We start from the raw sequence: 20115 nt of genomic DNA on the forward strand, positions 1-20115 counted from the left end.
TCCGGAGAGATTCTCGCGCTAGGCTGTCGGCGCTGGACTCGCGGCCACGCCCGGTGTCATCTGACGGTCGGGGGCTGCGCACGGACAGGGACCGACGGAGCACGGCGTGATCGAAGCGGTGATGTATGTGGCGCTCGGCGTGCTTTCGGCAGGCCTGGTCGCGCTCGTTCTCATTCCTCCGTTCTGGCGTCGGGCGGTCCGCCTCAACCGTCGCGATATCGAAATGACGCTGCCGATGACCGGGGCCGAAATCGCGGCCGACAAGGATCAGCTCCGCGCAGGATTCGCCGTGTCGCTCCGCCAGCTTGAATCGACTGTGGAACGGTTGGAAACCCGTGTTGCGGCGCGCGAGGTCGAGCTTGGCCAGAAGCGCGAAATCATCACGCATCTGACCTCCGAGAGTTCGGTGTCGGCGCAGGGTTTGGGCGTCCTCGAAACCGAGCGCGATCAATTGCTGACGACGCTCGCGACCCGCGATCGACAGCTGGCCGAGGCCGACGACGCGCATAAGGCCGCCGAGAAGCGCATTCTGGATATCGAGGGCCGGCTCGACGCCGCGCGGCAGCAGATCGAGGCCGTGATCGCTGAGCGCGAGGCGCAGAAGCTGGAGCTAGTCGCGCGCGAGACAGAACTCGGCAATCTTCGTGATCGGATCGCTGTGGCCACGGGGCTGGCGGGCGACGCCGGCGCCGTCGCCTCCGAAATGGCCGAACTCCGGACCGCGCTTGCGAGCGAGCGGGTGCGCCGCGAGGCTGCCATGGAGGAAGTCCGTGCCGCCGAGGCCGGACGTCGCGCCGTGGACGTCGAGGCGAAGGCGGGGGCGGTTGCGCTGTCGGCCGTGCACGAACAGCTTGCCGAGGCGACAAGCCGGATCGAAGCGCTGTCGACACGGCTTGTCGAAGCCGAGGCCAACAGCATGAGCCTCGCCGTGCTGCGGGACGAGAACACCGCGATGCAGGCACGCTTCGCTGCGCTCGAAGCGGCTAATCTGCGGATCGAGGCATCCAGCGACACGCCCGAAGGCGAAACCGCCGCGCTGCGCAGGAAGCTGCTCGAAATCGGTGATGCGGTCGCGAGACTAGCCGCGCCGGCGCTTCCCGCCAGCAACGCGGCCATGGCGGCGCTCCCCGAAAGGAGCAGCATCGTTTCCATGCTCCCGGCGCCGGCCGGTCTTCCGTCCTCCGACGAAAGGTCGGCCCGCGCGATGGGACCGATCGGACTCGCCGAACGCATCCGGGCGCTGCAACAGACCTCGCAGGCGGGCTGACCGCCGGACCCCCCGGCGCCTTCAGCGAAGGGCAGCGACAGGCTGCGTTTTCGAAGCCTCTTCCGCCAGACAGCCGAGGCCCTCCAAAGTGGCGCGGATCGCGATCGGCGTCGGCGTGTGCGGCTCTGCCCCGAGGAAGGCGGTGAGCTTGCTATTGTCCAGCTCGAGCCTCTCCTTCCAGAGATAGCGCATCTCGAGAATCTCGCGGAACATCTCGACGAACGGCGCCCCGGCATAGATCATCCACCAGGGGAAACGCCCGATCCTGAGCTCGGGCTTGCCGACCACCGACCGCACGGCTTCGGCGATGCCGATCCCGCGGTCGAAGAAGTGTCCGCGAAAATGGAACGGTGCGAAGGTCGGCAGTTCGTCGGCGCGCTCGATCAACCGTGCAAAGGTTTCGGCGAGATCCGGCAGATAGGCAAAGGCGTGGCCGATGTCGGGCGTTCCCGGATAGGTGATCGCGGTCACCGGCTTGCCCGGCTTCACGATGCCCTGGCCGAACCAGCTATTGCCGACCGAGGGGCCGAAGAAATCCCCCGCCCGCAGGATGATGACCGGCACGCCTCCCGACGCTGCCTTGGCGAGACGCTCTTCCATCGCGACACGGATGCGGCCCTTGCGCGTTAACGGCTTCTGCGCAGCCGTCTCGGCAACAAGAGGCATTGCGTCGGGCCCGTAATTATAGACCGTGCCGGGGAAGACGATCCGCGCGCCATGCGCCTCGGCTGCCGTGATCGTGCTCTCCAGCATCGGCATCGCGAGGCCCGCCCAGTTCCTGTAGCCGGGCGGATTGGCACCATGAAAGATGACGTCCGCGCCGGCCGTCGCAGCCACCACATCCGCGGCCTGCATCGCGTCGCCTTCGACCCACGTGATCGCCGGCCCACGCCAGCGCCGCTGCGCCGCCTCGACATCGCGGGTGAGGCCTCGAACCGTCCAGCCACGGGAGGACATGACGCGCGCCACCGCGCCGCCGATCCCGCCCGTTGCCCCGATCACCAGCATCGTCTTGGTCATGGTCACGCTCCATCGCTTGAGAATGACGACAAGCTAGTGCCGCATCCTTCGCAACGAAATTGTTGAACTATGACTGGAAGGCATGCATTATTTTATAATGCAGTTGTCCTGGGATCATTGCCGTTCATTTCTCGCCGTGCTCGGCGAGGGCAGCCTCTCGGCTGCTGCGCGCACGCTGCGACTGACCCAGCCGACGCTCGGCCGGCATGTCGCGGAACTCGAAGAGACGCTCGGCGTCGCGTTGTTCACACGCAGCCCCTCCGGCCTGCAGCCGACGGAAGCCGCACTCGAGCTCCGACCGCATGCCGAGGCGATGGCCGCAGCAGCAGAAACGCTGCTGCGCACCGCCTCGGGCGAGGCCGCGGACGATCGGGGCACGGTTCGCGTCACGGCGAGCGAGATCATTGGAACGGAGGTGTTGCCGCCGATCCTGGCGCGCTTCAGCCGTCGCCATCCGCGTATCGCGATCGAGTTGGTCGTTTCGAACCACACCGACAATCTGTTGCGCCGTGAATCGGACATCGCGGTAAGGATGGTGACGCCGAAGCAGGACGCCCTGCTGCAAAAGCGGATCGGCACTCTGGCGATCGGGCTGCATGCACGCCGCGACTATCTCGAAGCGCATGGCACGCCGCAAAGCCCGACTGACCTCATGGACCATGTGCTGATCGGCTTCGATACCGAAACGCCGACCGTGCAGGCTGTGCAGCGGCTCGGGCTTCTCCCGGAGCGCTCGGCCTTCAGGTTCCGCACCGACAGCGACATCGCTCAGTTGCAGATGATCCGGGCGGGCGCAGGCATCGGCGGATGCCAGGTGATGCTGGCCAAGCGCGATCCCGAACTCGTCCGCGTGCTGCCGGAAGCGTTTGATTTCGGCCTCGAATGCTGGCTGGCCATGCATGAGGACTTGAAGTCGGTCCGTCGGATGCGCCTCGTCTATGACGAACTGGCGGACGGGCTCGCCGCCTATGTCAGGGGGCAAGACGACTGAGCGGCGCGGATCCGTGGATTCGGCACAAAAAAGACGCCCGTCGGGGAGGAGGTCGACGGGCGTCTCTAGAGAAGGCGCTGGGCTGGGGAGGAGATCAGCCGCGCGCCGATCGCGGGGAACGAGGGAGGAGGTTCGTTCCCGGCGAATTCTCGAAACTCAATATCCGGCGGAGCGCTTGGCGACCTTGGAGATTTCGCCGCGTGCGATGCCGAGGTCATCGAGCTCGCGGGTCGTCAGCCGATTGAGCTCATTGCAGGTCTGGCGATACTTCAGCCAGCTCTTGTAGGAAGCAACGATGCCATTTGCCATTTGTTCGGTCCTTCTTCCGGAAGCGCCGGGCCAGTGCCGTGCCGCTTTCGATGATTGGAAGATAGGCCAGTCCGCCGGAGATGAGCACTCGGTGAAAAGTCATGGCTGGCCTGCGTTTGATGCAGAGCAATATCACATTGCCGCTCTATGTTGCGCCGCACAATCGCCATGTTCCGAGGTCTTCAAGGAGACTGCTGCATCGTGCCGGATTCTCGCCACATCGCCGGCGCGGTTGAGCCGCATCTCGGCATGAGCCTCCCGCGATCACGCCATGAACTTCAGGCCGCTCGTCACCTTGTCGATGATCTTGCGCTCGCCATGCAGGCCGATGCCGACGGGATCCAGCGCCTCGCTTGTGACCGAGGCGACCGCCGCGCGGTTGGCGGCATCATGGGTGGTTGCGAACATCTCGCGTATATAGATCGCGATATCGAGTGAGCGGGACAGCGCCCGTCCATGCGTGCGCCTGAGGCCTGCGGCATCCGTGCCGTAGATGAAGACCGGCTCGCGGATCAGCGCGGCATAGGCCTGGCCGCTGGCATCGCGATAGGGCTCGCCGATGATGGCGTGCCGCGCGGCGAGCCCTCCGGCGAGGAAGGCGGCGATATTGACCTTCTGCCAAGGCAGCAGATCGTCGAGGATCACGAGGGCAGTCTTGGTGGCGTAAAGCATGGCGGCAAGGCTAGGATCGGCGCGAGCCCGCGTCTTGAACGATCGTGCATGGAATGACCGACGACTTTATCCTGACCGAACCGGCCGCGAGCGGCGTGCAGCGTCTCGTCGCCCGCTTCGGCGGCCATGCCTATGATCCGCATCGGCACGAGACTTATGCGATCGGCGTCACGCTCTCCGGCGCACAGGGATTTCGCTATCGCGGCGCGGGCCGGGTCAGCCGTCGCGGCCAATGCATGGTGCTGCATCCGGATGAATTGCATGACGGCCGTGCGGCGGCACCGGACGGTTTCCTCTACCGGATGGTCTATATCGAGCCGGCGCGGATTGCCGAGGCGCTCGGCCAGCCCGGCGCGCTTCCCTTTGTCGGCGAGGCGGTCGCAGCCGATCCTCGGCTCGCCGATCTGCTGACCGAGATTTATGCCGGCTTTCCGCATGCGGCCCCTCCCCTTGCTGTCGACGGGTTCCTCGCCGAACTCGCCGCGTTGCTGGCCCGGCGCGGCGGCTTGCAGCCGCAAGCGACAGCGCCGCCGGTTGCAGCCGTCACGCGCGTGAAGGCCTTGCTCGAAGCGGAATTCGACCGGCCGATCGGCTCGGCCGATCTCGAGCACGTGTCCGGCATGGACCGTTTCGAGACGGCGAGACACTTCCGCCGCTTCGCGGGCACCTCCCCGCACCGCTATCTCGTCGGTCGCCGGCTGGCGGCCGCGCATGAGCTGATCGCAGGCGGCGCGGCGCTGTCGGATGTAGCGGCACGCGTCGGCTTCGCAGACCAGAGCCACATGACGCGCGCCTTCAAGGCGCGCTACGGCATGACACCCGGCCGCTTCCGGGCACTGGTGACAGCCGGCACGGACGCGGCATGATGGATCCGCTCCGGCTCGGCCTCGTCTCACCCAAGCTGCATTATTTCCAGCTCGTCGCCAGGCTCGGTTCGATCCGCAAGGCAGCGCGCATGCTGAATGTCGCGCCCTCCTCGATCAGCCGCGCCCTGGCGCAATTCGAGCAGGAGCTCGACACGCCGCTGTTCGATCGCCAGACGCGGCGGCTGAAGCTGACCAGCGCGGGCGAACTGATGCTCTACCGGGCCCGCGCAAGCGGCGCCGAACTCGCGCGCGCCATGAGCGAACTCGGCGAGTTGAAGGGTCTCCGGCGTGGCGCCTTTTCCATCGCGGTCGTCGAGAGCGTCGCGCGCGGGCTCACCGCCGAGGCGCTGGCAATCTTCTGGCAACGCTATCCCGAGATCACGGTCGACATGCGCGTCGTCGATTCGCGTGGCGCCTTCGCCGCCGTCGCGGAAGGCGATTGCGAGATCGGCATCGCCTTCGACATCGCTGCGCCCAAGGCAACGCAGCGCCTCACCATCGTCGAACTCGGCATCGGCGCCCTGGTGACGCCGGATCATCGCCTCGCCGGCCGCTCCGGCGTCCGCCTGCATGAACTGGCCGGCGAGCGCATCATCCTTTCGGACAATACGCTGTCGCTCGGCCGCGCCCTCGAAGAGGCGCTGGAGGCCTCGGGCGTCGGCGTCGTCAGGCGGATGCGCACCAACTCGATCGAGTTGATGGTCGATCTCGCCTGCCGCGGCCTCGGCGCCGCCTTGCAGACCCGGGTCGGCGTCGAGCGCGAGATCACCGACGGACGCCTCGCCTTCGTTCCGATCCGTGACCCCCGACTGAAGCCGCGCCGCCTGACGCTGGTGACACGCGCGAAAGGCGAAACCTCCGACGCGGCGACCGCGCTTGCCGCGCAGCTCAGCCTCGCCATGGAACGGGCCGCCCGATCCAACGGCTGAGTGTTGCGCTGGACGCAACAGCGAGGCCGTCATTTTAGGGCTATGCGGTGCGCGAGACGCTTGCGATGCTCGATCATCACAAGGAACCGACACCATGCAACAGAGCGCGGTCGACGCCGTCCTCCGCGGCCTGAAAAAGGCCGGGGTCACGGTCGCCTGCTACCTGCCGGATTCACTGTTCAAGCCGCTCTACCCGGCACTTGATGCCGATCCGGATATCCGCACCATCCGCGTCACCAATGAGGGCGAAGGCGCCGCGATCTGCGGCGGCGTCTTTCTCTCCGGCAAGCGCGCCGTGCTGGTCATGGAAAATTCGGGCCTTCGCGCCTCGGTCGAGCCGCTCGCTCGCATGGGCCTCGGCGCCGGCATCCCGGTCGTCATGCTGATGAGCTATCGCGGCGAGCTTGGCGAGAACAACTGGTGGGCCATCCCGCATGGCATCACCATGGAGCCGGTACTGGACGCTCTCCGCATTCCCTATCGCGTGGTGCGGGAGGAAGACGAGATCGAGCGCGGGATTACCGACGCCTATGACTGGTCCTACGCCTCTTATTATCATTCGGCGGTAGCCCTCGGCGGGAGCGTCGTCCGATGAAGCGCTATGACTGCATGAAGGCGCTGGCAGCCCGCCTCGACAACGAGCTCGTCATCCTCTCGCTCGGCGCCAGCGTCGACGAATGGTACAACGCGGCCCCGCATATGCGCACCGCGAGCCTCTTCCAGCAGCAACTCGGCTGCGTCACGCCCGAGGCCTTTGGCCTCGCGGTCGGCCTGCCACATCGGCGGATCGTCTCGCTCGATACCGATGGCGGCATGATGTTCAATCTCGGTATCCTCGCGACCGTTGGCAACGAGCAGCCGAAGAACCTCTTCATCGTCGTCTGGGACAATGAAATGTACCAGTCGATCGGTGGACCGCCGACGCACACGGCCTCGGGACGTGTCGACATCGCTGCCATCGCCCGCGGTGCGGGCATCGACGAGGCTCATACCGCCCGTACGATCGAGGAATTCGACGCCCATTGCGCCGCAGGGCTCGCCATCGACGCGCCTTATCTCGTCGTCGCCAAGGTGGCGGGCACCGTGCAGCCCGACATCAAGCGCAAGCATTCGGATGGACGCGAGGACAAGTATATCTTTGTCCGTCATGTCGAGGCGAGCGAAGGCATCACCATCATGGGGCCGAGCGAGCACAACTGATGCCCTATATCCGCGCCGCCTCGGAGCTTCGTCCCGCCTACGACTTCATCGTCATCGGCGGCGGCTCGGGCGGCTCGGTCATGGCGCGGCGCCTCACAGAGGGCAGCGACGCGACGGTCCTGCTGATCGAGGCAGGTCCGCTCGATCTCGGCATCCGCGAAATCGACGATCCGACGAAATGGGTGAGCCTGACGCGCGGCCCCTATGACTGGGGCTATGACTATGCCCCGACAGATCATGTGAATGGCCGCATCATCGGCATTCCCCGCGGCAAGGTGCTGGGCGGCTCGTCATCGATCAACGCGATGATGTGGTATCGCGGCCATCCGTCCGATTATGACGCCTGGGAAACGGCGGGCGCGACCGGCTGGAACTTCGCCAGCTGCCTCCCCTATTTCAAGCGCTGCGAGGACTGGGAAGACGGCGAGACCGCGCTCCGTGGGGCCGGCGGACCGTTGCGCATCGAGCGCAGTGCCGAACCGCATCCGGTGGCGCTGGCGCTACGCGACGGCGCCATCGAGCTTGGCGTGCCACCGGTCGACGACCCGAACGGCCCGGTCAACGAAGGCGCGACGCTGTCCAACTTCAACATCGCGAGCGGCACGCGCTGGAGTTCCTCGCGCGGCTATCTCCGCCCCGTCGCAGACCGCCCACACCTCTCCATCCTGACCGGCTCGCTGGCGATGACGCTGAGCTTCGAAGGCAGCCGCTGCGTCTCCGTCTCGCATGTCGTCGATGGCGCCGTCGTCACCACGCATGCGCGGCAGGAGATCATCCTGGCGCTCGGCGCGATCGATACGCCGCGGCTGTTGCTGAATTCGGGTATCGGCGATCCGGCCGATCTGCGGCGGCTCGGCATTCGGGTGCAGACCGCGCTGCCGGGCGTTGGAAAGAACCTCCAGGACCATCCGCTGGTCCGCGCCGTCAATTTCCGCGCCAAGGGCCCGCTTCCGCCGATGCGCGATAATGGCGGCGGCTCGATGATCAACTGGAAAAGCCGGCCGGACGTCGAAAAGCCCGACCTGCACGCTTTCTGCATCCAGGGTCGCAGCGCGGTTCCCGAAATCGCCGCGGCGCATGATCTTTCCGGCGATGTCTTTGCCGTCGCGCCAGGACTGATGGGCTCGAAAAGCGTCGGCTACCTGAAGTTGCTCGAAGCGGGTCCCGGTGGGCGCATCGAAATCCAGCCGAATTATCTCGCTGAGAAGGCCGATCTCGATGCACTGGTGGCGGGTGTCGAGTTCGTGCTCGACCTCGCGGGCACCAACGCTTTCGCTGATCTCTTTGCCGGCTATGCAGCGCCAGCCGGACGGCTCGATCGGGTCGGAACTGAGCAATTCGTCCGCAATGCCTGCTCGACCTTCTTCCACACCTGCGGCACTGCGAAGATGGGCACCGATGCGGACGCCGTTGTCGACCCGGCGCTGAAGGTGCGCGGCATCGAAGGGCTGAGCATCGCCGACGCGTCGGTGATCCCGCTGATTCCAACCTCCAACACGCACGCTCCTGTGACGATGATCGCCGAGCGGGCGGCGGATTTCGTGCTGGGGAGAGCCTGAGTGCCTGGCGCCGCCGAAAGAATAATCCTGCAGTTGTCAGCGTCGGCATGCGGCCGTTCGCGGCTATCGGATAGACTTCGGCACGCTCTTCCAGAAAACGATAAACGGACCCCGAGGGCCCCATGACCGACACGATCTACGCCGCCGACTTCCTCCTCACCATGGATGCCGACAACCGGACCATTCCAGATGGCGCGATCCTCGTTTCCGGCAATCGCATCGCCGCCGTCGGGACGGCCAGCGACCTCACCAAGGCGCATCCGGAGACAGCGGTGGTCCGCCTCGCGGATCGCCTGCTGATGCCCGGTCTCGTCAACGCGCACATGCATTCCGGCCTCCTGCGCGGCACGGCCGAACATCTCCCGGTCTGGGACTGGCTGACGCTGCATATCAATCCGATGCACCGCGTGCTGAACGCCGAGGAAGCTGAAGTCGCCTCGCTGCTCTGCTACGCCGAGAGCGTACTCGGCGGAACGACGACGCTGGTCGACATGTGGCGCTTCATGGACGGCAGCGCCCGGGCGGCACAGACGATCGGAAACCGCTTGGTCGCGGTGCCCTATGTTGGCGCCCATCCCGATTACAACTATTTCGAAAGCCTCGACGACAACGAGCGCACCATCGCCGACTGGCACGGCAAGGCCGGCGGCCGGATCAATGTCTGGGTCGGGCTCGAACATCTGTTCTATGCCGACGAAGCAGGCCAGCGCCGCGCCGTCGACATGGCGAAGCAGTATCGGACCGGCTTCCACACCCACTGCTCGGAATCGAACATCGAGGCGGCCGAGTTCGACAAGCGCTACGGCAAGCGCGCGATGTTCGTACTCGACGAGCTCGGCTTCTTCGAGACGCCGCGCGCGATGATCGCCCACGCTGTCTGGCTGGACGAAAGCGAGATCGATTTGATCGGCCAGCGCGGCGTCTCCGTCGCACATAACCCGGTTTCCAACATGAAGCTCGCCAGCGGCATCGCCTCGGTCGAGGCCATGCTCGCCGCCGGAGTCGCGGTCGGCATCGGCACCGATGGTGAGAAGGAAAACAACAATCTCGACATGTTCGAGGAGATGAAGGTCGCCTCGCTGCTCGGCAAGCTGAAGAGCCTCGATGCGGCCGCGCTCGACAGCTGGCCGGTGCTGCGGATGGGTACGATCACCGGCGCGAAGGCCATTGGCATTGACCGGGAGGTCGGCTCGCTCGAGGTCGGCAAGAAGGCCGACTTCATCGCCGTACGCACCGATACGCCGCGGATGACGCCGCTTTTCGGCGTAGGCGAGTATTTCAACCTGCAGCACAATCTCGTCCACGCCGTGCGCGGCGGCGATGTCGACATGACGGTGATCGACGGCGAAGTCGTCGTGGAGAACGGCGCGCTCAAGACGGCGGATCTCAAGGATCTCATCGCCCGCGCCCACGCCGTGGCACCCGGCCTCTTCGCGCGGCGCAAGGCCTGGCTCGCCGAGAATGGCGGCGGCTCGAAGCAATGGACCAAGGACTGACGGGGCGAAGGACTGACATGACCCGCACCACGGATCGCGTCGCGCTGGACGATTGGTACGCCGTCGAAACATCGGCCGAGCTCGGCGCGATACCCATGCGAAACCGACTACTGGGTCAGGACATTGTCAGCCGCCGGCTTGCGGATGGCGCACCGCTGATCCGCGAGGTGCTGGACGATGGCAGCTTCGGTCCGCCCCTCCCCGTTGCCGAGCGTTACGGCTGCGTCTGGACCTCGCTTGGCACGCCGGTTCGGCCGATTGTCGACATCCCCGAAGCCGCCGAGACGGACCGTCGCTTCGTGCCCTGCGGCTGGGTCAAGATGCGTGCCTCGGGTCTCCGGATCGTCGAGAACTTCCTCGACATGGCGCATTTTCCCTTCGTCCATACCGATATTCTCGGCGCCGAGCCCTATACCGAAGTACCGCAATATCAGTCCGAAATCCGGCGCGATGTGGACGAGGTTTGGGCGACAAACTGCACCTTCTTTCAACCGCGCATTGCCGCGACGGAGGATAAGGGCGATTTCGTCCACCTGACCTACCGCGTCCCCTCGCCCTTCATCGTGATGCTCTATAGGGTCTGCCCGACATCGCCGAACCGCCTCGACGCCATCGCGCTGTTCATCCAGCCGATCGAGGAGGACCTCTGCCGCGCCCAGCCGGTGATGTATCTGGTCGACAGCCTGTCGACCCAGACGGCACTGCTGCGCTTCGAACAGGTCATCTTCCTGCAGGACCGCATCATCGTCGAGAACCAGCGCCCGCTCCTGTTGCCGCTGGAGCCGCGGGCCGAGATCCCGACGCGCGCTGACTCGTCGTCCATCGCCTATCGCCGCTGGCTGAAGGAAAAGGGCATTCGATACGGCACCACGAACCGGGCCGCCTGACGATGCGCGTCGCGACGCCGACGACGATCGAGGACGCCGCTAACCTTCTGGCCCGGTCCGGCAGCCGCGCGATCGCCGGGGGGACCCTGATCCAGCTCGGCTGGGCGCGCGGCGAATCAATGCCGGAATGCCTTGTCGACCTTTCGCGGCTCGACCTCTCCGGTATAGACACGGCGAGCGGCACCCTCCGCATCGGCGCCACCGCCCGCCTGGCCATCATCGAGCGCGATCGGCGCGTCGCGGACGGCTGGCCGCTGCTCGCCGAGGCCATCCGAAGCGTCGCGGCGGCGCCGGTCCGCAACCTCGCAACCATAGGCGGCAATATCGCTGGCGGAGTCGGCTGTCTCTGGCCGGCGCTTGTTGCGCTGGACGCATCAATCGATGTGATCACGGACGGCCATTTCGCGACGCTGCCGATCCTCGACTGGTTCACGCTGCCTGCTGGCGCGCTGTTGCTAGCCGTCCTGATCGGCCCGGTGCCGGCCGACGCGCGCGTAACTGTCCGCAAGACCGGCCTTCGCGCAGCCTTCACGCCGAGCATCATCGGCGTCGCTGCCGTGGCGCCGATCGTCAGTGGCGTTTTCAACGCGCCGATCATCGCCGCCGGCGGCGGCATCACCCGGCCGCAACGGCTTCGAGCGAGCGAGCGCTACCTGCATGGACAGGCCTCCGACGCCGTCGATTGGTCGGCGTTCCGTGCGATCGCCGCCCATGAAATCGAAACGCAGTCGGACGCCTTCCGCAGCGCCCGCTATCGCAAGGCCGTCGCCGCCAACGCATTGGCGGCCGGCCTCGGCGGTACCACCTCTCTGCCGGCTGGACGGCCGTCCCGGCTGCGACAACCGACACAGCCGGGCGGCACGCATCAGAGCATCGCCGTCTCGCGCGAAAACCTTGCCGGCCGCTGGGGCGTGCGACCCGATATCGCCGCCAAGGTGGCTGGGCGCCTCATCTATCTGACCGACCGGCGCAGCGACGATATGCTGGTCGGGCGCATCCTCCGCGCCGGCATTCCGCACGGTCTCATCCGCACGATCGACACCAGCGCGGCGGAGGCGTTGCCCGGCGTCGTCGCGGTCGTCACAGCGGCCGATATCAAGGGCATCAACGCCTTCGGTATCGTCGAGCCGGAGCAGCCGGCGCTCTGCTTCGATCGCGTTCGACACGCTGGCGATCCGGTCGCGGCCGTCGCGGCGGGGGATGCCGAGACGGCCGCGCGGGCGCTCGCACTGATCTGCGTCGACTATGAGACTTTGCCTCTGGTCGGCAGCTTCGAAGCCGCCATGGCAGCGGACGCGCCGGCGCTTCATCCAGGCGGCAATCTCCGCCTGGAACTCAATCATCGCCGCGGCGATATCGACGCCGCCTTCGCCCGCGCCGCCCATATCGTCGAGGACATCTATGAGACGCCGCGCCAGATGCATGGCTTCATGGAGACCGAAGGCGGCGCCGTCATCCCCGAAGCCGATGGCTCGCTGACGGTGGCGGTCGGCGGGCAGCACGGCTCGCGCGACCGTTTGCAGCTTTCGCGTATCCTCGGCATGCCCGAGGAGAAGATCCGCGTCATCACCTCGCCGACCGGCGGCGCCTTTGGCGGCAAGGATGAATTGACCGTGCAGCCTGCGATGGCGCTCCTGGCGCTGAAAACCGGCCGGCCGATCCGTCTGCAGCTCGATCGCGCCGAGTCGGTTGTCGCCGGCATCCGCCGCAATCCGATGACGATCCGCATGAAGACGGCCTGCGATGCCGACGGCATTCTCATCGCGCAGTCCGTCGACGTCACGTCCGAATGCGGCGCCTATGCCTCGCTGAGCCCGGCCGTGCTCGAAACCGCGCTCGAACATGTCGCCGGCCCCTACCGCATTGACAATATCACCAGCCGCGGGCGCCTCGCCTACACCAATAACGGCATCTGCGGTGCCTTTCGCGGCTTCGGCGCCAACCAGATGGTGTTCGCCATCGAAAGCCAGATGAACCGCCTCGCACAGCTTGCAGGCCTCGACCCGGTCGAGATCCGCCGCAGAAACCTGCGCGTGCCCGGCGATCCCGGCTTCTTCGGCCACCCTGTCGCGCCGACCGAGCGCCTGTCCGAAATGCTCGACCAGGCGGCGCTGAACCCGCTCTGGCAGGCGCCGCGCGGCCGCGACGACAGGGGGCGGCTGATCGGCACGGGCATGGCGCTGCATCATCAGGGCACCGGCCTCGGCTCGCTGCCGCCTGATCCCGGCGGCGGGCGGCTGACCTTCCGCGCCGATGGCCGGATCGAGGCTGCCTTCGGGCTCGACGAGATGGGCCAGGGCGTCATGCCGGCGATCGAGGCCGCCGTTTCCGCCGCGCTCGGCTGCGCGCGGGCCGATATCGTCGCGGTGGTCGGCGATACCGCGCTCGCGCCGGAATCGGGCTCGACCACGGCGGCGCGCGGCACCTATGTCATCTGGCGGACGGCACAGGAGGCCGGCCGGCCGTTTGCTGCTGCTCTCCTGACCCTCGCAGCGAGGACGCTTCGCCGACCCGCTGAACAGCTGGCGCTCGCGCCAGGCGGCATTCGCGATGCCGGCTCCAACAGCGGCGCTCTGCTCATGACCTTTGCCGAACTCGCCGCGAGCCTCGACGAGAATGAGCGGCCGGGCGAGACGGTGGCCTTCCACTTCCCAACCGCCGATTACAAGGATGGCAACGCCCGCTACGTCTTCTGTTTCGGCGCCGCCGTCGTCCGCGTCGCGGTCGATCCCGTCACCGGCATGGTCGCCGTGCTCGATCTCGACCAGCACATCGCCGCCGGCCCGATCGTCGATCCGGCGGCCTATCTCGGCCAGATCGAGGGCGGCGGCGGCCAGGGGCTCGGCTTCACCCTGACAGAGGACGCGTTGATGCGGAACGGCGCCTATGTGACTGGCAATCTCGACACCTATATGCTGCCCTCGATCCGCGACGCGCCGCAGCGCATGCGGGTCACCGCGCTGGAGGATCTCGATGATGGCGATCCGCATGGACCGCGCGGCGTCGGCGAAATCGGCATCGGCGCGGTGACGCCGGCCATCGCGGCCGCCATCGCCGATGCCATCGGCCACTACCCCGCCGTGACGCCGATCCGGCCGGAGGAGATCCTCGATGCGCTCGCAAGGTCTGGGGTTCACGAGGGTTCGCAATGACCGCTGAGGGGGAACAGTCGACGGTCCGCTTCACGGTCGACGGCGAAACGGTCGCCGTGGTCGGTGCGCCGGACCGGCGGCTCGTCGATATCCTGCGCGAGGACTGCGGCCAGACCGGCGTCAAGCGCGGCTGCGATATCGGCCGCTGCGGCGCCTGCATCGTTCTTGTGGATGGCGCCGCTGTGAACGCCTGCCTCGTGATGGCCTTCCAGGCGGCAGGAACCGCGATCACCACGCCGGCCGGGCTCGATAGAATGCTGGTCGCGCAGGTCGTCCGCGAAGCGCTGATCGAGGAAGTCTCGTTCCAATGCGGCTATTGTGCGCCAGGTTTCGTAATGTCGCTGACGGCGCTGTTCCTTCGCGATGAAGCGCCGACGACGGACGCGATCCTGACCGCGCTCGAAGGCAATATCTGCCGCTGCACCGGCTATCATTCCATCCTGCGCGGCGCAGAGAGCGCCGCACGGAAATTCGCCGCCCAGCGGAATGGCGCGGCAGAAGGACAGACATCATGACGATCCATGTCGCGCCGCTGGCCCCCTCGAGCGAGAGCGCGCGCGCCTTTCTCGGCGGTCGCAAGAAGCTTCTCATCGATGGTGCCTGGGTCGAACCGGCCTCCGGCGCCTTTTTCGCCAGTATCGATCCGGCGACAGGCACGACGCTGGCCGAGATCGCGGAAGGTAGCGCCGAGGACGTCGATGCGGCCGTTGCAAGCGCCCGCCGCGCCTTTGAGAGCGACGCCTGGCGCGCGATGACGCCGACCGACCGGGGACGGCTGCTGTTCCGCATCGCCGATCTGATCGAGGCGAATGCCGATGCGCTGGCCGAAATCGAGACGCTCGACCAGGGCAAGTCGTTCCGCACCGCGCGTTTTGGCGAGATCCCCGGCGCCATCGCGCAGTTCCGTTATTATGGCGGCTTCGCCAACAAGATCCTCGGCGAGACGATCCCAACCTCGATCGGCTACCAGCCGCCTGGCAAGAAGCTCTTCGCCTATACGCTGCGCGAGCCGGTCGGCGTCGTCGCGGCGATCACGCCGTGGAATTCGCCGCTGCTGATGGCCGCGATGAAACTCGCCCCGGCGCTCGCCGCCGGCTGCACCGTGGTGCTGAAGCCGGCGGAGGACACCTCGCTCACAGCGCTCAGGCTCGGCGAACTGCTGATCGAGGCGGGACTGCCGGCAGGCGTCGTCAATATCGTCACCGGCTATGGACGCACCGTCGGGGCGGCGCTCGCAAACCACCAAGGCGTCGACAAGATCGCCTTCACCGGCTCGACGATCACCGGCAAGGCGCTGCTCGATGCGGCCAAGACAAACTTGAAGCGGTTGACGCTGGAACTTGGCGGCAAGTCGCCGGCGATCGTGCTCGCTGATGCCGATCTCGATCTTGCCGTTCCCGGCACGGCGCGCGGCATCTTCGCCAATGGCGGCCAGGTCTGCGTCGCCGGCTCGCGCATCTATGCCGCGCGGCCGATCTATGATGCGTTCGTCGAGCGCCTTGCCGCGGAGGCCGGCAAGCTGCGCCTCGGCCATGGTCTCGACCCTAATGTCGATCTGGGCCCGCTCGTCAACCAGCGCCAGGCCGATCGGGTCGCCGCCTATGTCGAGGGCGGCCGCTCGGACGGGGCTGAAATCCTTGCCGGCGGCGAGCAGGACGGCACCTTCTATCGCCCGACCGTCGTGGTGAATACGCGGCCGGATATGGCACTGATGCGCGAGGAGATCTTCGGGCCCGTCGTCGCCGTGACGCCGTTCGACGATGTCGGCGAGGTGCTGGCGCTCGCCAATGACAGCCGCTACGGCCTCGCGGCGAGCGTGTGGACCGAAAGCCTTTCCAACGCGCATCGCATGGCGGCGGCGCTCCGCGCCGGCACGGTCTGGATCAACTGCCACTCCTATTTCTCGCCGGAACTGCCGAAAGGCGGGCACAAGGAATCCGGCTGGGGCTATGAGAACGGCCCGCAGGGGCTCGAGAACTATCTCGAGACCAAGACCGTCTGTGCGGTGATCTGATGCGCCTCCGCCTCATCGTCCATGGCAAGGTTGCCCGCGAAGCGCGCGTGCATGACGCTGTCGATGCCGTGCGCGCCGATGGCCATGTCGTCAGCGTCCGCGTCACCTTCGAGGCTGGCGATGCCGGCCGCATGGCCGCCGAGGCCGTCGCCGAGGCGAAGGCCGGAGCGCTCGACGCGATCATCGCCGGCGGCGGCGACGGCACCGTCAACGAAGTCTTCGCCGCGGCGCTCGCCGCCGACCCGCCGCCGACCTGCTCCTTCGGCGTGCTGCCGCTCGGCACGGCCAATGATTTCGCCCGCTCGGCCGACCTCCCGGCATCCGACGCCACCGCCGCGCTTCGCCTCGCCGTGACGCGCGCCGCCCGGCCGATCGATGTCGGGCTCGTCGACGGGCGACCCTTCATCAATCTTCTGACGGGCGGCTTCGGCTCGCGCGTCACCGTCGAAACCGATCCGGACCTGAAGCGCAGTATCGGCGGGCTCGCTTATGTGCTGACCGGCGTCTCGCGCTTTCGCGAACTCGCCGCCAATTCGGGGCGGATCACCGGCGAAGGCTTCGCGTGGGAAGGCGCCTTCCTGGCGCTCGCCATCGGCAACGGCCGCTTCGCCGGTGGCGGCATCCTGCTCTGCCCCGACGCGCTGCTCGACGATGGCGCGCTCGACTTGATGGTGCTGCCGGAATTGCCGGCGGAAAAGCGGCTCGATGCCCTGACCGGGATTGTCCTGCAGGGCGCGGCGGCTCTCCCCGGCCTGCAGGTGCGCGCCCGCAGTTCCTGGTTCGAATACCGTTCGGACAAGGAGCTTTCGGTCAATCTCGACGGCGAGCCGATCAAGGCACGGCGCTTCCGCGTCGAGTGCCGTCCACGCGCGCTCAACCTGCATCTCGGCCCGGCCGCCGTGGTCACGCCGCTCGATTGAAGGGTTGCGCGAAGCCGGGCCGCATCGGATGAAGGCGGATCGGAAGCCGATGCCGGGAGCGAGCATGACCACGACGACACCACCCCTCAAGCGCAATCTCATTGTCATGGGCGTCTCCGGCTCGGGCAAGACGACGATTGGCGAAGCGCTCGCGGCCCATTTCGGCACCAGCTTCCTCGAGGGCGACAAGCTGCATCCGCCGGCCAATGTCGCCAAGATGTCAGCGGGCACCCCGCTCGACGACGCCGATCGCAAGCCCTGGCTCGAGGCGATCGCCGCCCGACTGGCCGAGAGCGACGCAGGACCCTCGGGCATCGTTGCCGCATGCTCGTCGCTGAAGCGCAGCTATCGCACGATCCTGACCAGCGCGACGCGGCGGCGCACCACCTTCATCTTCCTCGATGGCTCGCTCGCGCTGCTTCGCGAGCGGATGAACACGCGCAAAGGCCATTTCATGCCGGCGTCGCTACTCGATAGCCAGCTCGCGACGCTCGAAAGGCCGGGGCCGGACGAGGATGTCCTGACCATCAATCTCGACGGCGATATCGAGGCCCAGCTGGCCGCCACGATCGCAGCGATCGAACGCGGCGGCTGAACCGCTCGGCACTGCATCGCGGATGCGACTGACGAGCCGGTGAAGCGGCGGCGCGAATTTGCTAAGGCTTTATCGTGGCAACGGGGACCCGCCAGACATGACATCGCCCAGATACCGCATCGCGCACCCGACCGACTTTTCGCCGGCCAGCGAGGCAGCCTTCGCCCATGCGCTGAAGCTCGCCGTCCTGCTCAAGGCAGAGCTGGATATCCTGCATGTTCATCGCCATGGCGAGGCACGGCCTTCCGGCGAACACGCCCCGGCAGTGCGCGAGACGCTGGCGCGCTGGGGCCTGCTGCCTGCCGATGCGCCGAGAGAGGCCGTCGAGCCGGCCACGGGCGTCGCGGTCTACAAGGTCGACATCCGCGATCACGATCCTTCCGCCGGCGTGCAGCACTTCATCGAGCGGAGCGGCACCGATCTGCTGGTGCTCGGCACGCATGGCCGCGAGGGGATGGACCGAATCGTGCATGGCTCGGTCGCCGAGAAGATCGCGGCGCTCGCTGACGCGCCGGTCTTGCTGGTGCCCTCGGAGTCGCCGGGCTTCGTCGACAGCGCCACCGGCGCGCTGACCCTCGACCGTATCCTCGTGCCAGTCACGAAAGACCCCAACCCCGCGCATGCGCTTTCGCTGCTGGCGCGGCTGATGAACGGAAGTAGCCTTGCGCCCGAGATCGCCGACTTCATCCATATCGGCACCGAGCCGCCGCGCGTCACTTGGGGCGGCGATGATCAAAAGGCCGTCATCCGCGGCGTGAGCGGCCCGATCATCGAGACGATCCTCGATGAAGCGGACGGCGCCGGTCTGATCGTGATGCCGACCCGCAAGCGCGACAGCCTGCTCGACATGCTGCGCGGCTCGCATACCGAGCGCGTGATGCGTCAGGCCCCCTGCCCCGTTCTGGCGATCCCCGCCTGAAGCGCCGGTTGAGCGAACCTCATGCTGCATCGCACCATGATCGGCGCTGACTTTGCTGCTTTGCACTGGTCGCAGCCCAGCCATGCGCTTTTTCCGTCTGCTCGAATAGCAGGACCCGGCCTATCTTTCAGTCAACAAGAACGGACGGACGGCAACAGCCGGCGCCCATCGAAGATCGAAGGAAAGGTGCCGAGATGAACATCGTCAATGGCTTCAAGAACTGGCGTAAATACCGGGAAACCTACAATGAGCTTTCCCGCCTGACCAAGCGTGAGCTTGCCGACCTCGGCATCAACCGTGCCGACATCGACCAGGTCGCTCGCCGCTCCGTCGGCTACTGAGTTTCAAGGCTTCGCGCGGACGGTCCTCCCCCGTCCCTGCGATCTGGCAGCAGGCGAACCTCCTCCCTCGCCTGCTTGCCCTTCATGAGAACGCCCGCCGATCTCCTCCCCGGCGGGCGTTTTCGTGTTCAGAGCAGTTTGAGGCCCCGGACGAGGTCATTCGCCGCCCGCCTTGCCCGCGGCATCCTTGAGGCGCTGGATCGTCTGCCCCTGACGCGCCGCTCATCCGCACCGGCATTTGGACCTTCGGCAATGGCGGGCTGAAAGACGGAAAGGCCGCTCGACGAATACCAAGCAAAACGGCGAGGTCTTGCCACCTAAGCGCTAAAACGCCTCATGGAGCGTTCTCGCGATCGGCGGAACGTTTGCCGGCAGACGGGCATTCTCATCGTGCCGTGCTGCGCTGGGTGATTTCATTTCCTCTCCGGCGCCAAAGCAGCGGCAGACAGGAACAACATGCTGAAAATAATTACCGCGTCGATGCTTGCCATTTCACTGGCCGGTGTATCCGTTGCCAACGCCAAGACAGTAGAACCGGCAAAGGTCGTCACAATCGGCAAGGAGATTCTCCTCGCCGACGCCAAGGGTATGACGCTCTACACCTACGACAAGGACACGGCCGGCAAATCGGACTGCACGCTGCTCTGCGCAGCAGCCTGGCCGCCTCTGATGGCCAAGGCGGGCGCGAAGGCATCCGGAGAATGGAGTTTGGTCAAGCGCGCCAACGGCTCGATGCAGTGGGCCTATAAGGGTGCACCGCTCTATACCTACCGTCTCGACACCAGGCCCGGCGCCACATCCGGCGAGGGCGTCGAAGGCGAATGGCACATCGCCAAGCCCTGAGGACCGGCGATAAATATCGACAGACAACGGCGAATGGCGGGACGGGCGATGATCCTGCTGTTCGCCGCCGTTATTGCCGGGTTGATCGCAAGCAAGGGTCCGTAGAACCATCCTGCGAGAAAATGACCGGCCAGT

General features: G+C 66.5%; 20 protein-coding genes. 17 read left to right on the forward strand and 3 right to left on the reverse strand.

The window, feature by feature from the left end; genetic code table 11:
- Positions 1–106 precede the first annotated feature (106 nt).
- Positions 107–1267: a coiled-coil domain-containing protein gene (locus LB518_RS09810; RefSeq protein ID WP_224576588.1), complete on the forward strand. Its 1161-nt coding sequence runs from the start codon at positions 107–109 to the stop codon at positions 1265–1267.
- A 21-nt stretch (positions 1268–1288) separates the two neighbouring features.
- On the opposite strand, the gene LB518_RS09815 is transcribed toward LB518_RS09810, so the two are convergent.
- Complete coding sequence (locus LB518_RS09815; RefSeq protein ID WP_224576599.1) at positions 1289–2287, reverse strand: NAD-dependent epimerase/dehydratase family protein; 999 nt, start codon at positions 2285–2287, stop codon at positions 1289–1291.
- Positions 2288–2369: 82 nt separating this feature from the next.
- Here LB518_RS09815 and LB518_RS09820 point away from each other — a divergent pair, with 82 nt between their 5' ends.
- Positions 2370–3278 carry a LysR family transcriptional regulator gene (locus tag LB518_RS09820; protein ID WP_224576601.1) on the forward strand — a complete coding sequence of 303 codons (909 nt, stop codon included), beginning with the start codon at positions 2370–2372 and terminating at the stop codon, positions 3276–3278.
- Positions 3279–3434: 156 nt separating this feature from the next.
- Here LB518_RS09820 and LB518_RS09825 read toward each other — a convergent pair whose 3' ends face one another.
- Together LB518_RS09825 and LB518_RS09830 are read right to left on the reverse strand one after the other, a co-directional pair.
- Positions 3435–3587 (reverse strand): DUF1127 domain-containing protein, encoded by a 153-nt coding sequence (locus tag LB518_RS09825; protein ID WP_073058097.1) that lies wholly within the window; start codon positions 3585–3587, stop codon positions 3435–3437.
- Between the two features lie 264 nt (positions 3588–3851).
- Positions 3852–4259 carry a DUF2000 family protein gene (locus LB518_RS09830; RefSeq protein WP_224576603.1) on the reverse strand — a complete coding sequence of 136 codons (408 nt, stop codon included), beginning with the start codon at positions 4257–4259 and terminating at the stop codon, positions 3852–3854.
- Between the two features lie 53 nt (positions 4260–4312).
- On the opposite strand from LB518_RS09830, the gene LB518_RS09835 reads away from it, so the two are divergent.
- The 15 genes from LB518_RS09835 to LB518_RS09905 all read left to right on the forward strand — a co-directional run bounded on the left by LB518_RS09835 (position 4313) and on the right by LB518_RS09905 (position 19980).
- Positions 4313–5125 carry an AraC family transcriptional regulator gene (locus tag LB518_RS09835; protein WP_224576605.1) on the forward strand — a complete coding sequence of 271 codons (813 nt, stop codon included), beginning with the start codon at positions 4313–4315 and terminating at the stop codon, positions 5123–5125.
- Entirely contained in the window at positions 5122–6054 is a 933-nt protein-coding gene (locus tag LB518_RS09840; protein WP_224576607.1) for a LysR family transcriptional regulator, read from the forward strand. The genes LB518_RS09835 and LB518_RS09840 overlap by 4 nt, the downstream gene beginning before the upstream one ends.
- A gap of 94 nt (positions 6055–6148) precedes the next feature.
- Positions 6149–6649: a thiamine pyrophosphate-binding protein gene (locus LB518_RS09845; RefSeq protein WP_224576608.1), complete on the forward strand. Its 501-nt coding sequence runs from the start codon at positions 6149–6151 to the stop codon at positions 6647–6649.
- Positions 6646–7254 (forward strand): thiamine pyrophosphate-dependent enzyme, encoded by a 609-nt coding sequence (locus LB518_RS09850; protein WP_224576610.1) that lies wholly within the window; start codon positions 6646–6648, stop codon positions 7252–7254. Before LB518_RS09845 ends, LB518_RS09850 begins: the two co-directional genes overlap by 4 nt.
- Entirely contained in the window at positions 7254–8813 is a 1560-nt protein-coding gene (locus LB518_RS09855; protein ID WP_224576612.1) for a GMC family oxidoreductase, read from the forward strand. Before LB518_RS09850 ends, LB518_RS09855 begins: the two co-directional genes overlap by 1 nt.
- A 122-nt stretch (positions 8814–8935) precedes the next feature.
- Positions 8936–10309 carry an amidohydrolase family protein gene (locus LB518_RS09860; protein ID WP_224576614.1) on the forward strand — a complete coding sequence of 458 codons (1374 nt, stop codon included), beginning with the start codon at positions 8936–8938 and terminating at the stop codon, positions 10307–10309.
- A gap of 17 nt (positions 10310–10326) precedes the next feature.
- Positions 10327–11196, forward strand: coding sequence for an aromatic ring-hydroxylating oxygenase subunit alpha (locus LB518_RS09865; RefSeq protein WP_224576616.1), 870 nt, complete (start codon positions 10327–10329; stop codon positions 11194–11196).
- Between the two features lie 2 nt (positions 11197–11198).
- A complete protein-coding gene (locus tag LB518_RS09870; RefSeq protein ID WP_224576627.1) occupies positions 11199–14348 on the forward strand; it encodes a molybdopterin cofactor-binding domain-containing protein in 3150 nt (1049 codons plus the stop codon).
- Positions 14345–14863: a (2Fe-2S)-binding protein gene (locus LB518_RS09875; protein ID WP_224576629.1), complete on the forward strand. Its 519-nt coding sequence runs from the start codon at positions 14345–14347 to the stop codon at positions 14861–14863. Before LB518_RS09870 ends, LB518_RS09875 begins: the two co-directional genes overlap by 4 nt.
- Complete coding sequence (locus LB518_RS09880; RefSeq protein WP_224576631.1) at positions 14860–16362, forward strand: aldehyde dehydrogenase family protein; 1503 nt, start codon at positions 14860–14862, stop codon at positions 16360–16362. The genes LB518_RS09875 and LB518_RS09880 overlap by 4 nt, the downstream gene beginning before the upstream one ends.
- On the forward strand, positions 16362–17282 hold the full coding sequence (gene yegS, locus LB518_RS09885) for a lipid kinase YegS (RefSeq protein ID WP_224576633.1): 921 nt from the start codon (positions 16362–16364) through the stop codon (positions 17280–17282). Before LB518_RS09880 ends, yegS begins: the two co-directional genes overlap by 1 nt.
- Positions 17283–17346: 64 nt before the next feature.
- Positions 17347–17877 carry a gluconokinase gene (locus LB518_RS09890; protein WP_224576635.1) on the forward strand — a complete coding sequence of 177 codons (531 nt, stop codon included), beginning with the start codon at positions 17347–17349 and terminating at the stop codon, positions 17875–17877.
- Between the two features lie 97 nt (positions 17878–17974).
- Positions 17975–18796 (forward strand): universal stress protein, encoded by an 822-nt coding sequence (locus LB518_RS09895; protein WP_224576637.1) that lies wholly within the window; start codon positions 17975–17977, stop codon positions 18794–18796.
- A 194-nt stretch (positions 18797–18990) separates the two neighbouring features.
- Positions 18991–19137, forward strand: coding sequence for a DUF1127 domain-containing protein (locus LB518_RS09900; protein WP_073058077.1), 147 nt, complete (start codon positions 18991–18993; stop codon positions 19135–19137).
- Between the two features lie 456 nt (positions 19138–19593).
- Positions 19594–19980: a COG4315 family predicted lipoprotein gene (locus LB518_RS09905; RefSeq protein WP_224576638.1), complete on the forward strand. Its 387-nt coding sequence runs from the start codon at positions 19594–19596 to the stop codon at positions 19978–19980.
- The last annotated feature ends 135 nt before the right edge of the window (positions 19981–20115 follow it).

Source organism: Mesorhizobium sp. BR1-1-16 (genome assembly GCF_020165495.1).
Lineage (GTDB): Bacteria > Pseudomonadota > Alphaproteobacteria > Rhizobiales > Kaistiaceae > Kaistia.

What these genes read in the sequence shown, in the direction of transcription:
- LB518_RS09890 (WP_224576635.1), top strand. Translation starts at nt 17,347, where the DNA reads ATGACCACGACGACACCACCCCTCAAGCGCAATCTCATTGTCATGGGC.
- LB518_RS09820 (WP_224576601.1), top strand. Translation starts at nt 2,370, where the DNA reads ATGCATTATTTTATAATGCAGTTGTCCTGGGATCATTGCCGTTCATTT.
- LB518_RS09865 (WP_224576616.1), top strand. Translation starts at nt 10,327, where the DNA reads ATGACCCGCACCACGGATCGCGTCGCGCTGGACGATTGGTACGCCGTC.
- LB518_RS09840 (WP_224576607.1), top strand. Translation starts at nt 5,122, where the DNA reads ATGATGGATCCGCTCCGGCTCGGCCTCGTCTCACCCAAGCTGCATTAT.
- LB518_RS09855 (WP_224576612.1), top strand. Translation starts at nt 7,254, where the DNA reads ATGCCCTATATCCGCGCCGCCTCGGAGCTTCGTCCCGCCTACGACTTC.
- LB518_RS09835 (WP_224576605.1), top strand. Translation starts at nt 4,313, where the DNA reads ATGACCGACGACTTTATCCTGACCGAACCGGCCGCGAGCGGCGTGCAG.
- yegS (WP_224576633.1), top strand. Translation starts at nt 16,362, where the DNA reads ATGCGCCTCCGCCTCATCGTCCATGGCAAGGTTGCCCGCGAAGCGCGC.
- LB518_RS09905 (WP_224576638.1), top strand. Translation starts at nt 19,594, where the DNA reads ATGCTGAAAATAATTACCGCGTCGATGCTTGCCATTTCACTGGCCGGT.
- LB518_RS09850 (WP_224576610.1), top strand. Translation starts at nt 6,646, where the DNA reads ATGAAGCGCTATGACTGCATGAAGGCGCTGGCAGCCCGCCTCGACAAC.
- LB518_RS09830 (WP_224576603.1), bottom strand. Translation starts at nt 4,259, where the DNA reads ATGCTTTACGCCACCAAGACTGCCCTCGTGATCCTCGACGATCTGCTG.
- LB518_RS09860 (WP_224576614.1), top strand. Translation starts at nt 8,936, where the DNA reads ATGACCGACACGATCTACGCCGCCGACTTCCTCCTCACCATGGATGCC.
- LB518_RS09875 (WP_224576629.1), top strand. Translation starts at nt 14,345, where the DNA reads ATGACCGCTGAGGGGGAACAGTCGACGGTCCGCTTCACGGTCGACGGC.
- LB518_RS09825 (WP_073058097.1), bottom strand. Translation starts at nt 3,587, where the DNA reads ATGGCAAATGGCATCGTTGCTTCCTACAAGAGCTGGCTGAAGTATCGC.
- LB518_RS09895 (WP_224576637.1), top strand. Translation starts at nt 17,975, where the DNA reads ATGACATCGCCCAGATACCGCATCGCGCACCCGACCGACTTTTCGCCG.
- LB518_RS09900 (WP_073058077.1), top strand. Translation starts at nt 18,991, where the DNA reads ATGAACATCGTCAATGGCTTCAAGAACTGGCGTAAATACCGGGAAACC.
- LB518_RS09870 (WP_224576627.1), top strand. Translation starts at nt 11,199, where the DNA reads ATGCGCGTCGCGACGCCGACGACGATCGAGGACGCCGCTAACCTTCTG.
- LB518_RS09815 (WP_224576599.1), bottom strand. Translation starts at nt 2,287, where the DNA reads ATGACCAAGACGATGCTGGTGATCGGGGCAACGGGCGGGATCGGCGGC.
- LB518_RS09845 (WP_224576608.1), top strand. Translation starts at nt 6,149, where the DNA reads ATGCAACAGAGCGCGGTCGACGCCGTCCTCCGCGGCCTGAAAAAGGCC.
- LB518_RS09880 (WP_224576631.1), top strand. Translation starts at nt 14,860, where the DNA reads ATGACGATCCATGTCGCGCCGCTGGCCCCCTCGAGCGAGAGCGCGCGC.